The following is a 13,630-nucleotide window of genomic DNA, read 5'->3' as shown; positions in this document are numbered from 1 at the left end:
CAAGTTAGTAATGGTTTAACAACTTCATTGCTAATTCTTAATTTTCAAACAATTATCACACTTACCGCAACGAAAATTGTTTGAAGGGGGGAAACCAAAGGCTAATAATAAAAAATGCCATCGGCAGGTTTTCGTGGTTAAGTATTGGGAGGTTTCTTGAGTGAGTTTTTGTTGTCGTTTTATCAATAGCTCGATCGAACTTTGGGGATTATTGAGAGTTAATTGATAATGATAAGGGTCAATCCAGCGCAATTGTTGACTACTATTTAAGATAGATAAATATAGCTGAATATTGGTGTTGTTAAATTCCCTTGACAATGCCTCGATATTTCCTTGTTTCGGTATTTGCTTAATAAATCTTTGTGCTTCTTGATAGAGTTTGATTTGTCGATGCAAAAAATATTGTCTTCTTTGTTTGTCTTCGGGATTAAAAAAACCAGTGGTTTCGCTGATGAGGGTAATCGCTTCGGTAAGTTTTCCATCTCTGCCTCCTCTCCCTATTTCTTGGATATATTCCGATAATAATAAGGGCGCTTGATAATGAAATATCCATCTCAGGTTACTTTTATTGATGCCCATACCAAAAGCATTGGTACAAACTACAAATTTAATTTTTTCCTGTAACCAATCATTTTCTATTTGTCGGCGGATGTTGCTACCTAATCCCCCATGATAGGCTTGATTTTTATAACCTTCTTGATTAAGCAAATTAGCTAATTCTTCGCTATCTTTTCTTGTGCGTACATAGATTAAACCGCTTTGCTTATGCTTTCTTTGAATATATTGAATTAACTCTTGTTTTCTCCCTTTTGGTGTCCAAATCGTTTTTATTTGTATCTGTAAATTATGACGATAAGGGCTAACTAAAAATTTTTCAGGGTTAGATAATTGTAAGGATTGGATAATGGTTTTTTGAGTATTAATATCCGCCGTTGCCGTAAAAGAGGCGATGGAAATAGGATGATGAGATAAACATGAGCGAATAGTGCCTAAACGTCTGTAGGCAGGGCGAAAAGACTCTCCCCATTGTGCTAAACAGTGGGCTTCATCGAGGATTAAACCATTAATTTTTATCTCTGGATTACTGATTACTTGCCAGATAGGAGGTGAAAGTAAAGTTTCTGGGGATAGGTATAATAATCTTAACTGTTGAGATTTTAAAGCATTAAGAGTTTGTTTTCGATCGAACTTACTAACTTCACTATGTAAGATTCCTGCTGGAAGATGTTTCGATCGTAATTCCTGCACTTGATTTTCCATCAAAGCCACCAAAGGAGAGACGACTAAAGTTAACCCCTCTTGCAACAAAGCAGGTAACTGAAAACAGAGAGACTTACCGCCTCCCGTTGGCATAACAACTAAACAATCTTTCTCCGTCAAAATTGCAGTCATCACCTCAGCTTGGGGGTAGCGAAAATCATCATAACCCCAATATTGTTTGAGAGTCTCCCTTAACTTTTGTATCCTATCGTTATTTATAGTCATGAAACAAGAAATAAAACAATTTACAAAAAATTTAAGTTCAATTTATTGAACGAGATTATATTAGTCGTGTAATAAATTACACATCGGGTTATTGATTAACTCCATAACTCAATTATACTTAGGGTTTACTGAAAGCCTTTATTTTTCGTATTTTTCCTATCTCCTGTCTCCTAACTCCTATCTCCTAACCTCATCACTCATACTATGAGGCAACCCCTACTTAATGATAAACTTGACCATCAGGCATAATTGCCCCCTCTAAATTAACCCCAGAAATATTAGCACTACTCAAATCAGCACCAATGAGATTAGAATTAGTTAAATCAGCAGAAGTCATATTAGTACGAGCAAAAAATACCTCCATCAAAGAAGCATTACGCATAATCGCACCATAAAGATTAGCACGACTTAAGTCCGATCGATTTAGTTTAGCAAAACTCAAATTTGCCTGAATCAGATTAGCCCGAATCAATTTACAATCAGGCATAGTAGCACTTTCTAAGTTTACCATACTCATATCTGTATCAATCAGTTTAGCCCGTTCCATTTTAGCATTAGAAAGGTTTGCCCCAATTAATTTTGCCCCAGTTAAATCTGTATCAGTTAAGAAAGTCGCCTTTAAATTTGCTTGAGTTAAATCAGCGCCGATTAAAGAGGCATTGCGTAAATTTGCTTCGGAAAGATTTGCACCAACTAAACTTGCACCTTTTAAATTTGCCCCCTGAAAATCAACAAACTTTAAATCAGCTTTATCTAAATTTGCACCTTGTAAATTAGTAGGTTTACCTCGTTTTTGTTGACGCATATTCGCACCTCGTAAACAAGCGCCTTTAAGATTAGCATTGCGTAAGTCAGCAGAACGCAAATCAACTTCAATCAAATTAGCATCCAATAAATTTGCCAAACTGAGGGTAACATTTCTCATATCAGCTTTTTGTAAAATAGCGCCATGAAATTCGCAACGATGAAGATTGGCATCCATCAAATTAGATTTATTCAAATTTGAGCCACTAAAGTTGGTTTCTTCTAAATTAGCACGACTTAAATCCGCTCGACTGAGATAGCAAAAAGTAAAGTTAGCTTTCTGTAAATTGGCATCATTGAGAATAATACCAATTAAATCGGCGCCGACTAAATCAATACCTGATAAATTTGCCCCAGTAAAACAATTTTCTCCTGCGGAATAGCGCTCAATAAATTCATTAACTTCCATTTTTGATCTCCTCCAAGTAATTATGCTCTTTTATAAAAATGTTTCACTGATTCCACGATGGCGCTTACCGTTTGTGCATTGTCATCGGGTTCTAATCCTTCTATACTGGAATTAGCTACGGACATTAAATGACTCTCAATGGTTTTAATATCTTTTCCGTACTGTTGAAACATTCTAATCAGTAGATCATCTAAACTACAGGTACGCACGATCGACCAATGTTGTTCAGAAATGTCAATTTGATACATGGCATAAAACAGCATAATTTTAGCGCGTAAAGGGTTCGTATATTGCATAATCTCGTGTTTGAGATCAAAAAGATTATCTAACTTCAACCAAGGAATAACTTGCCCTTCGGGTACATCACCAGCTATCATGCTACCAGATAAATCAAGGTCTGAATCATCAGATGATTCTTCTGAAGTTTCAGTATTTGTTTCCTGATTGATGGTGACAGGAGGAGATTCTATGTTTTTATTTTTGGCTTTAATTAATTGAGTTTCTTCTTCTTCGTTACCGTTATCAGTAGTTACTTCTACAGTTTCATGTTTATATAGATAGGTTAACTCCCCAACAATGGTATCTGCAATAAAAGAATAAAAGTTTTGCCGATTAATAGTGGAAACAATATTTTCAAGGGCTTTTTTTAATCTTTTTGGATTGGGATAAAGTTGATATAGTTCTAGCAACAGTTCTTTTATATCGTACATCTCAATGACGTTTATATCATTTTCCCAATATTGTTTACAGGCAGCAAAAATTAATTTTTTGATTCTGGGGGATTCTTCGTGATATTCAATATTTTCCGCAATGCGATCGAGTAAACTTGACTCAAACTCATTACTTTGATTATTTTCTTCTTGATGGGAAGAATGTTCTTCCTCATTATATAAAGGTGACATACGTTGAAAAACGTATTTAGCAATTTTTACATATACTTCTTTGCGATTTAAAGTATTGACAGCTTGATACAGTAGGGCTTTAAGATCATCCAAAGTGGGGTTATTTTCATAAAGACTTACTAACAAAGTCTCAAAGGAATAACTATTAACAATGGCAAAATCTGACTCCCAGTATCTCTGACTCACATAAAAAATTAATTTTTTAGCTCTTTTAGCTTCCTGTGAACGACTTAAATCATGGGCTATACTTGAGATTATATCTGACGATACGATCATAGAACTTCGTCGGGGCTAATTTATATTGAACATTCTGAAATTATAACCAATACCCCCTATCCTAGCATAATAAAGAAGTAAGAAGTAAAAAGTAAAAAGTAAAAAGTAAGAAGTAAAAACATTTTTTGATTAAAAACATTGTCAAACTCCGTTGTCTGTTGTCTATTCCCTACCACCATCAATATCACCTCAGTTCGACAGAAGAAAAATGGTGAAGACGAGACAGGTGGACAAGTGGACAAGTGGACAGGAAGAAAAATTTTCAATATTTGTACATTTTTGAGAGAATTTTATTGATTCACAAGAAATATAATCCCCCTATCTGCCTGTCTGCCTGTCAACGAGAGTCAGTTCTCACCAATAATTTTATAGTTCACTCAGGTAATACTCAGATCTTGCACCAATACATTAATACTAATTAGGTAAAACTAAAAAATCAATTTCAATAGCTTTAAAGTCAATTATTATCACTTTTTCCTCTTCCCTCTTCCCTTTTCCCCTCCCTAACCAAAGATTTATTACTCAGGTGCAAGATCTCAGTAATATCGTTTATCCTTTAAGCTAAGTCAAATATCAATTTATTTTCATGGAATTATAAAATATGAGTATTCAAGTAGGACAAACTGCCCCTGATTTTATCGCTACCGCAGTCATAGATCAAGAGTTTAAAGTGCTGAAGTTATCAGATTATTTAGGTCAATATGTGGTTTTATTTTTCTATCCTTTAGATTTTACCTTTGTTTGTCCCACAGAAATTATTGCTTTTAGCGATCGCCATGAGGAATTTAAGGCTTTAGACACAGAGATTTTAGGGGTTTCCGTTGATAGTGAATTTGCTCACTTGGCATGGATTCAAACGGAGAGAAAACAAGGAGGAATAGGTGATATTAATTATCCTTTGATTTCTGATTTAAAAAAAGAAATTAGTAACACCTATAATGTCTTAGAACCTTCCGCTGGTGTGGCTTTAAGAGGTTTATTTATTATCGATCGAGATGGTATCATTCAACATACAACCATCAATAACCTTTCCTTTGGTCGTAGTGTTGACGAAACTTTAAGAGTATTAAAAGCCATTCAATATGTTCAATCCCATGATAATGAAGTTTGTCCCGTGGGTTGGCAAGAAGGAGATAAAACTATGAGTCCCGATCCTATAAAATCAAAGATATATTTTGCTAGTAATAGTTAGGGTTTGCCCCATAGTCTTTATCACCTGAGTGAACCATAAAAATAGATGATGAATGACTTGGAAGACTCCGAAGACAGGAAGATTATATTTTACCTGAATCAATAAAATTATTTTAAAGGGCATCGAAATATTAGGAATTTTTCTACCATTCGACTTGTCCACTTGTCCATCTGTCTCGTTTTCACCACTTTTCTTATATCGATCGAACCTTAAGATTAGGTTAATAAACAATGGAAAATTAATAATCTCGTGTCTTTTATTCCTTATATAGTTTATGTACATCTTCAATATTCATCCTCGATGCTACTCCTAATGATAAGCTCGATCGAACTCCATGGTTAAAATGATCACAACCAGCACAAGCAATCATCGCCGCATTATCTGTACAAAGGCTTAAAGGCGGAAAAAATACCTCTATACCCTGTTTTTGAGCTTCTGTCGTCAAATATTCCCTTAAACCACTATTAGCCGCCACACCTCCCCCAACGGCAATTTTGGTTAAGCCTAAATCTAAACAACCACGGATCGATCGTTTTGTCAAGGCTTTTGCTACCGTATATTGAAAACTAGCACATAAATCTGCAATGGGCAAATTATCCCCGTTTTCTTCCTTCAATTTGGTAATTAACCGAAGCATCGCTGTTTTTAAACCACTAAAACTAGAATCGTAGGGATGAAAACCCTGATTATTCGGTAAAGATACCCTACCTTCAGGGAGTTTAAAGGCATTTCGATCGCCCTCTTTCGCTAATCGATCGATAACAGGACCACCCGGATAAGGTAAATTTAATAACCGTGCTACCTTATCAAAAGCCTCCCCGGCCGCATCATCACGGGTTGAGCCGATATTTTTGTAAACACCTCTACCTTTCACATGAATTAAGCTGGTATGCCCTCCCGATACCAATAAACAAAGAAAAGGAGGCTCTAAATCAGGATCATTGAGATAACTTGCATAAATATGACCTTCAAGGTGATGAATCCCTAAAAATGGCTTATTATGCACCAATGCGAGGGTTTTGGCGGCGGTGACACCAACTATTAATGATCCCACTAAACCAGGGGTTACGGTGGATGCAATGGCATCAATATCACCCCAAGCCAAACCAGAATCAACTAAAGCCTTATCAATACAAGGATTAACCATTTCTAAATGTTTACGGGAAGCCAACTCAGGCACAACTCCCCCATATTGTTCATGTAATTTAATCTGGGAAGCGATGACATTGGATAAAATATTACGATTTTTTACGATTGAGACGCTAGTTTCATCACAACTGCTTTCTACTGCTAAAATAACACTCATTATTTAAGTAATTTGTTAAGAATAATAAATTTTCTTCTTATTACTTTACTCTATTTACTAATCACAGTAAGATCGCATTTGAAGCCATTTTTCAGCTTCTTTTTTGTAAAAAAACTTATTGTTTCAATAAAAATACAGGAAACAATTTCTATGGGAAAAATATTCAGTTTAGTATTAGCCTTCGCTCTTTCCGTATCCTTATGGGCAAATTTTGCTCCTACTGCTAGTGCCGATTTATCTCACTTAACACCTTGTAGTGAGTCCGCAGCTTATCAAGCAAAAGCCAAAAATTTCCGTAACACCACCGATGATCCTACATCTGGTCAGAAACGTGCAGCAAGTTACGCTGAAGCTCTTTGTGGTCCTGAAGGGTATCCTCATTTAGTCGTTGACGGCAGATTAAGCCATGCTGGAGACTTTATTATTCCTGGGGTATTATTCCTTTATATTGCTGGTTGGATTGGCTGGGTAGGACGTTCTTATCTTATCGCTATTCGTGAAGAGAAAGATACTGAAATGAAAGAAATCATCATTGATGTACCTCTTGCTTTCAGCAAAATGTTATTCGGATTTTTGTGGCCTTTACAAGCCTTACAAGAGTTTACTTCTGGTCAATTAACAGTTAAAGATTCGGAAATTCCCGTTTCTCCTCGTTAATTTTATCGTTCATTTTTAACTAATTATTAGGAGAAATTTTGATGAAAGATTTAACAACCTTTTTATCTACCGCCCCTGTTTTAATCACTGCTTTATTAGTTTTTACCGCAGGTTTATTAATCGAATTTAATCGTTTTTATCCTGATCTTTTATTCCATCCTATGGGCTAAAGTTCGATCGATTCAACTCCTTAACTCTGTATATTGAGTCATCAAGGGAGTTGAATCCCTCTACTAAATCTTCTCTGTTGGAGTTACAAAGTATTGTCATACTCTTCTAAAATGGCGATAATCAGGAAAAAAATTTCTCTAGCGAAAAGGAAAACTAATAAAAAATTGAGTAAACTCACTTAGAGTTTGTCCAAAATTAGTCCTTCGGTTTTCATACTCTTATGACAATACATTGTTATGTGCGGAATGTGGGTTACTATTATCACAATCTCAAAAAAATTTTTAGTGAATGAAAGTTTGGAACGTTATTGCTCTAATTTCGATCGTGCTTTGTGGAATGCTCTTTTTTCCTAGTAATGCTTTATCCGCTAATAAATTCGATCGTTATAAACATTATCTTGAGGATGTTCCGATTCCTAACATTGAAACAGAAAATATTTTAGGACCCGCAGGAGAAATTTTTAAGTTTACAAGCTGTAATCGAGGTGACTTAGGATTTTCTCTAGCTTATGGTATCATCCCTTCGGGGGCTGGTCCTTTACCCCATGTTCACCACTATACGAATGAATGGTTTTGGACTCCAGAAGGAGGCATACAATTACTAGAAACAACTCAAACATATCCCGATCTTAACTTTCCGCCTACCCGTGAAGAAGCGGGAAACGCCGTTATTTATAGCCTTGATGCTGAAGCAAATCAAGTATTTTATGGAGCAAAATATCATATTCACGGTTTTATCAACAAGACAGAAAAAACTCATCCTTTAGTATTTATATGGATACGAGATGAGTCTTCCCCAGAATATCCTTTAAACGATGGTGGTATTCGGGAGTATTTTCAAGAAGTAGGAATCCCCATCAAAGACTTAAATAATTTACCGGCTATTACAGACGAAGCGAAACTAGAATTTATCACCTCAGCACCTAAATATGGTATTAACCAAAGTGCCTTTTTTACTGAATATATTAAAGATTTAAGTGAGGATATTCCCTTAGAATTAGTAAAACTTTTTGATGAAGAAAATTTAATGAGGATCGTTGACGCAGTTAATGCCTATAATCAAGGAGATAAATCCGTTAGTTGTTTTTGACAAGGGTAAAGATATGAATAAAGAGCTAGGAATAGCCATTTTGGGGGGCTGGATTTTAGGGGTAATTTTTACGGCTTTTAAAATTCCTTTACCTGTACCTCCCTTTCAAGGTTTAGTGGCTGCAGGAGCTGTATTATTAGGTCAACTTACTTATACTTTTATTAAGCAAAAATTTAATTTTTAGCATTATTTTTTGATCCCCCCTAACCCCCCTTAAAGTAAAGGGGGAATTAAATTTAAAGTTTTCATCTAAGATTTAGGATTGCTATCAAAATAATTATTTTGCGTAATTCTTAATCATATTATCTTTTCTATAAGGGGTTTTATTATGACTGAATCTGGGTTAATTCGATTTGGTGTTCATACTTTTATCTGGAAAAAGGAATTTTTAGGGCATGAAGAATTTATTTTCTCAGAGGCAAAAAGTTGGGGATTTGATAGTGTCGAGATTGCTACCCATAGTTTTGAGCAGATCGATCGAGATGTTCTTAAAAGTTATCAAGATAAATACGAATTAGGCTTAACTTTTTGTAGCAGTATGCCTCAAGGATTATCTCTTACCAGTGAAAATCCTGAAATTTGGCAAAAATCCGTTAAATATGTGCAAAAAGCCATCGAATTTTGTCAAAAATGCGGTATAACTCAATTATCAGGTCCTTTAATTCATCCAGTAGGTTATCTTAGCGGTAAACCCCTTCAAGAGATAGAAGAAAAACTCTTACATCAAGCCTTAATCGAAATTGCTCAAACTCTTTCTACTACAGAGATAAAACTTGCCTTTGAACCTCTTAACCGTTTTCAAGGTTATGCTTTAAATACTGTCGCGCAAGGATTAACCCTTTTAAGTTCGATCGAATGTCCGAATATGGGGCTATTATTGGATTTATTCCACATGAATATCGAAGAAAAAGACATTATTCAAGCCTTTTTACAAGCAGGAAAAAAATGTTTTCATGTTCATGTGAGCGCCAAAGACAGAGGCACTCCCGGCAGTGATACCCTCCCTTGGCAGGAATTATTTGATACCCTTAAAGCGATGGAATATCAAGGTTCGATCGTCATTGAAAGTTTTAACCCTGACGACATCGAATTAGCTACATCCGCTAAAATTTGGCGTAAAGTTGCTCCCAGTAGCCAATACATAGCCGAAGAAGGACTGAAATTTTTAAAAAACACCTATCAAACATCTCTATCATGAATCAACCATACATTGACATAACCCTTCCTTCTGGATTTAGCCACACCTACACCAAAGTTAACGATATTACCCTTCACGCCCTTGAAGGAGGCACGGGGAAACCCTTAGTATTACTAGGAGGTTGGCCTCAAACTTGTTACGTTTGGCGACTATTATTAGAACCATTGAGCAAATATTTTCACGTTATCGCCTTAGACTTGAGAGGGCAAGGAGACTCAGATATTCCCGAAAATGGTTATGATTGTGCTACCTCTGCCCAAGAAGTAATTAACTTTATGGCTCAAAAACAGATAACCTCATTTTATCTTGTGGGGCATGATGTGGGCGCTTGGGTTGCTTTTAGTATCTTAAAACTTTTTCCTCAACACATTGAAGGTTTAGGGTTAATCGATGCGGCGATACCGGGGTTAGTTAGTAATGACTTTTTCTCGTTGGAAAATGCGGGTAAAGTATGGCAATTCTATTTCCATAAAGTACCAGATTTAGCGGATAGCTTAGTCAAAGGTAAAGAAAAAGAATATCTTACTTGGTATTTCACTAATAAATCCAGACGCAAAGAAAATTTATCTACTGAAACGATCGAACATTATGTAAGTTATTATAGTCGCCCTTATGCCATGAAAGCTGGATTTTTATGGTATGCCAGTTTGGAAGACAATATTAAAACCAATACCCTAACCCCAGAAACTCGATTTTCTCAACCTATTTTCACTATGGGGGGAGAGTTTGCTACTAAATCTTTAATTTATAATGGTTTAGCTTCCTATTGTGACAACATTACTAACTATATCATTGAAGGATGTGGTCATTATATCCCCGAAGAAGCTCCCGAAGACATTATTCAGGCTATTATGAATACTTTTAGCTAATTAGGGTTTAAGTTTTGAAAGTGGGCAAAGACAAGAGTGTGATTGTTAATTCTCCATTCTCCATTCTTCATTCTCCATTCTTCATTCTTCATTCTTCATTCTTCATTCTTCATTCTTCATTCTTCATTCTTCATTCTATCTGTCCATTTCCTTAATAATTTTCATAGTTTCTATACTAACGGTTGTTACTCTCATTAACAAGTCAATTACTTGCTCTTTATAGTCAGCAAAACGATAATTATTAAACTTTTCTGCTATAGTTTTATCCTTAGATTTTTTCTCCTTATATTGATCTAAAATCCACTCTAAAGCACTCCGATTTCCTAGTTTATATTCCCAGACGATCGAGGGAATTTCTGTTAAAATAGTCACCTCATCAATGATAATTTGATGCTTAATTTTATCTGCTTTTAACTTCACCTTCGGACTCTTTCCCCCCTTACTAAGGGGGGTTAGGGGGGATTCTATTCTCTTTAAATTATAAGGCTCTATTTCTTCATAATTAAGATGTAAATTCATCAACTTTTTACCCCAATTTACCCATTGATAAAAGTCATCATAAAAAGGTATTCTCGGAAACTCTCTCTTTAAATTTAACTCATATTTCGATCGATATTTCGGATTATGTAAAACTGCATAAACGTAATAAAAAATATCAATTTTTTCAATCTCTTTTATCTCTCTTCCCGTAAAACAGGCATCTTGCCTGTTAGCCTCAGACGGGCTAGAAGCCCGTTTTACGTTATAATATTCTCTGAATTTTTTTAGCGCCCAATCGGTGATATTTTCCTCTCTTTTTCCCTCTTTATCATAAGTATATAATGGCAAACACTGGGTTTTTTCAAGAGTATCTAAACCAAATAAGAAATTTGAAATTAAACATTGAAAAGGTTTAAATAAACCTAAACCTGAAATACCAATAATTAAATTTTCTGCATTTAAACTATTAGATAACATATCAAAATGATTTTGAGTCAATCTATGATTAAATAATTTTTCTGTATAATGATATAAAGGAATAAATGGTCTATATAAAGACTTTTTAACTAAATCTTGGTCAAAGTGAGCTTTAATTTTATTATTAAAGTATGTTTCTAATGATGAACTCCATTTAATAGAAAAATCCTGATAATTATTATCTATAGATTCGTTATAAATTTTTATAAACAAGTTAATTTTATTGATTAAATTATTCTTATCTAAATCATAAACCCATTCATCTCTAGTTGTTTCTACACCTCGTGAAAATAACTTAAAAATAGCTTCTTCAGATTTACCACTTTTCACATTTTTATCAATTAAAGGTAACAAATCATCAAAATCATTATCGCTTTGATTAATCCAATTATTATTCTTCGGTATAATATGAGTAAAATTAATCTCTTTTAACTTATTTTTACCAATAAAATCTAATTTATCTAATGCTGAATTTTCAACAGATTTATAATAATAAATTTCACAATTATTTGAGGTTATTTGGGTTGAATTGATTTCAAACCCTACGTTATTTTTTCTCACTAAAAATGTAATGGCAACCCCTATCATAATATTAAACACATTTCCCGTTTTATCTCCCTGTCGAATATTTCCCCCTAAATCGATAATATAAACATGACTAAATTCTTCACTTAAAACTTTTCTAAAACCATCAAAAGTTAAGCCATCAATAAAGGAATTGTTAGTAATAAAAGCAATAATTCCATTGTCTTTTAACCTATCACTTGCCCAACGAATAAACCTCACATACATATCATATAAAACGATTTGGTTTTGGGCTTTTCCTTCTTTTATATAAGTCGATTTAATCCGTTTATCTATACTTTCATAACTGCGATTAGCATTGTTATCATTAAAATTTTCTTGCTTGGCATTATAGGGAGGATTACCGATAATTACCGAGATTTTTTTCTCATTTTGTCGTCTAATTCTGGCAGTATTTTCTAACGACATGGCAAACAAATCCATCTGCTTCCCTTCAAAGCTGGTATGATCTAAAGTATCCACAAAACAAATATTATTAAATTCTTGATATTCCCCCGTTTTTTGCAGATAGGTATATTCGATATTTAAGTTAGCAATATAATAGGGTAAAATCGCTACTTCGTTACAGTGAATTTCATGCTGATATTTATATCTTAATGCGTCACAATTTTGTGAATTTATGGGCAAATATTCGATTAATTCTGTGATAAAAGTACCTGTACCCGTAGCAGGATCAAGTATTTCTACATTTTTGTCAATGAGTAATTTATTAAAGTGTTTATGAAGTAAAAAATCGGTACTTTCAATCATAAATCTAACTATCTCATTGGGAGTATAAACAATGCCCAATCTGTCAGCAGATAAAGGATTATAAGCCTTATAAAAATTCTCGTAAATTGCCTTTAAAAACTTCTGTTTTTCATGGTGATTATTTATTTGACTTGCTTTACTTTTTATTGCTTTATAATAATGCTGAATACTGCTTAATAATTTCTTTCTTTCTCCTCCCTTCAAAAAACTATTAATTAACTCTGTTAATTCCCTAGCAATATTATTGTCTCGGTGAAATTGTACCTCATCAAAAATTGTTAAAAAGATGTCTTCTGTTAAGATATGTTGTATCATCATTTCCCTAACATCTTCAACGGTAATATTAGGATTAATGGAGTTTTGACAAAGACTTAAAAAAGTGTCTCTTTTCGCAATAAATTTTTGATTGTTTTTTGATGCTAAATCTATATTTTCTCTCAGGGTATTAATAAGAGTGGGTAAGTCATCTTTAAATTTAGTAATTGCTTGATAAAATTCTGCTACTTCGGGGCGTTGATAGTCGATAAATTCTTTTAAAATTTTGTCTAATGCGTCTATATCCTGCATAGACACGCGCATTTTTTCTACTCCACTTTGAATTAAAATCGCTGTGGTAGAATCTTCAAATAAAATATTATCGTTGGGATAACCCTTAGCAAATTTCTTCTCAATTTCTAAGTCTAAATCGTCGTTTTCGTCTTTGCTTTCCCAGTATCCCCAATCTAATTGTAAAGCGTCTTTTATCGTGCCATCGGGAGTGATTCTCTGATTTTTGTAGGGTAATTCAGGAATTAATAAAAAATTGCGAGTTTGACAGTAATTGTTGAGTAGATTTTGAAAGGATACTCTAATGATTGACTCGTTTTTACTACCACCATAACGTTTAATTTTTTCGACTTCGTTGTGATACTGAGAGATAAGTAGTTTAGACATGGCAAAATTTTTGACTTACTACCTATAGTATCATAGTAGGTTGGGTT

General features: G+C 34.2%; 13 protein-coding genes. 8 read left to right on the top strand and 5 right to left on the bottom strand.

The genetic code is table 11. The annotated features are described in order from the left end of the window. Positions 1 to 30 precede the first annotated feature (30 nt). From SYN6308_RS19745 to SYN6308_RS19735, 3 genes are all read right to left on the bottom strand, one after another. Positions 31 to 1,485 (bottom strand): RecQ family ATP-dependent DNA helicase, encoded by a 1,455-nt coding sequence (locus tag SYN6308_RS19745; protein ID WP_017296189.1) that lies wholly within the window; start codon positions 1,483 to 1,485, stop codon positions 31 to 33. A gap of 220 nt (positions 1,486 to 1,705) precedes the next feature. Continuing rightward, entirely contained in the window at positions 1,706 to 2,698 is a 993-nt protein-coding gene (locus tag SYN6308_RS19740; protein ID WP_017296188.1) for a pentapeptide repeat-containing protein, read from the bottom strand. Positions 2,699 to 2,718: 20 nt separating this feature from the next. Then, positions 2,719 to 3,876 (bottom strand): hypothetical protein, encoded by a 1,158-nt coding sequence (locus SYN6308_RS19735; protein ID WP_017296187.1) that lies wholly within the window; start codon positions 3,874 to 3,876, stop codon positions 2,719 to 2,721. 138 nt (positions 3,877 to 4,014) lie between these two features. On the opposite strand from SYN6308_RS19735, the gene SYN6308_RS25035 reads away from it, so the two are divergent. Beyond that, positions 4,015 to 4,173, top strand: a complete 159-nt coding sequence (locus SYN6308_RS25035; protein WP_158412772.1) for a hypothetical protein — start codon at positions 4,015 to 4,017, stop codon at positions 4,171 to 4,173. A gap of 304 nt (positions 4,174 to 4,477) precedes the next feature. After that, the gene (locus SYN6308_RS19730; RefSeq protein WP_017296186.1) at positions 4,478 to 5,068 is read left to right on the top strand and encodes a peroxiredoxin; all 591 of its coding nucleotides are present in this window, start codon (positions 4,478 to 4,480) and stop codon (positions 5,066 to 5,068) included. Positions 5,069 to 5,324: 256 nt separating this feature from the next. Here SYN6308_RS19730 and tsaD read toward each other — a convergent pair whose 3' ends face one another. After that, positions 5,325 to 6,374 (bottom strand): tRNA (adenosine(37)-N6)-threonylcarbamoyltransferase complex transferase subunit TsaD, encoded by a 1,050-nt coding sequence (tsaD, locus tag SYN6308_RS19720; RefSeq protein ID WP_017296184.1) that lies wholly within the window; start codon positions 6,372 to 6,374, stop codon positions 5,325 to 5,327. 150 nt (positions 6,375 to 6,524) lie between these two features. On the opposite strand from tsaD, the gene SYN6308_RS19715 reads away from it, so the two are divergent. From SYN6308_RS19715 to SYN6308_RS19690, 6 genes are all read left to right on the top strand, one after another. Continuing rightward, positions 6,525 to 7,031 carry a photosystem I reaction center subunit III gene (locus tag SYN6308_RS19715; RefSeq protein WP_017296183.1) on the top strand — a complete coding sequence of 169 codons (507 nt, stop codon included), beginning with the start codon at positions 6,525 to 6,527 and terminating at the stop codon, positions 7,029 to 7,031. Between the two features lie 41 nt (positions 7,032 to 7,072). Continuing rightward, positions 7,073 to 7,201, top strand: coding sequence for a photosystem I reaction center subunit IX (psaJ, locus tag SYN6308_RS19710; RefSeq protein WP_017296182.1), 129 nt, complete (start codon positions 7,073 to 7,075; stop codon positions 7,199 to 7,201). A gap of 289 nt (positions 7,202 to 7,490) precedes the next feature. Then, complete coding sequence (locus SYN6308_RS19705) at positions 7,491 to 8,291, top strand: cupin domain-containing protein (RefSeq protein WP_017296181.1); 801 nt, start codon at positions 7,491 to 7,493, stop codon at positions 8,289 to 8,291. Positions 8,292 to 8,304: 13 nt separating this feature from the next. Beyond that, on the top strand, positions 8,305 to 8,475 hold the full coding sequence (locus SYN6308_RS25220) for a hypothetical protein (RefSeq protein ID WP_017296180.1): 171 nt from the start codon (positions 8,305 to 8,307) through the stop codon (positions 8,473 to 8,475). A gap of 144 nt (positions 8,476 to 8,619) precedes the next feature. Then, positions 8,620 to 9,489, top strand: coding sequence for a sugar phosphate isomerase/epimerase family protein (locus tag SYN6308_RS19695; RefSeq protein ID WP_017296179.1), 870 nt, complete (start codon positions 8,620 to 8,622; stop codon positions 9,487 to 9,489). Then, complete coding sequence (locus tag SYN6308_RS19690; protein WP_017296178.1) at positions 9,486 to 10,358, top strand: alpha/beta fold hydrolase; 873 nt, start codon at positions 9,486 to 9,488, stop codon at positions 10,356 to 10,358. The genes SYN6308_RS19695 and SYN6308_RS19690 overlap by 4 nt, the downstream gene beginning before the upstream one ends. A 135-nt stretch (positions 10,359 to 10,493) precedes the next feature. Here SYN6308_RS19690 and SYN6308_RS19685 read toward each other — a convergent pair whose 3' ends face one another. Beyond that, the gene (locus tag SYN6308_RS19685) at positions 10,494 to 13,583 is read right to left on the bottom strand and encodes a type ISP restriction/modification enzyme (RefSeq protein ID WP_017296177.1); all 3,090 of its coding nucleotides are present in this window, start codon (positions 13,581 to 13,583) and stop codon (positions 10,494 to 10,496) included. Positions 13,584 to 13,630: the final 47 nt, after the last annotated feature.

Source organism: Geminocystis herdmanii PCC 6308 (genome assembly GCF_000332235.1).
Classification (GTDB): Bacteria; Cyanobacteriota; Cyanobacteriia; order Cyanobacteriales; family Cyanobacteriaceae; genus Geminocystis; species Geminocystis herdmanii.
The sequence above is the reverse complement of the archived record's forward strand: the minus strand, read 5'-3'. Positions and strand labels throughout refer to the sequence as shown.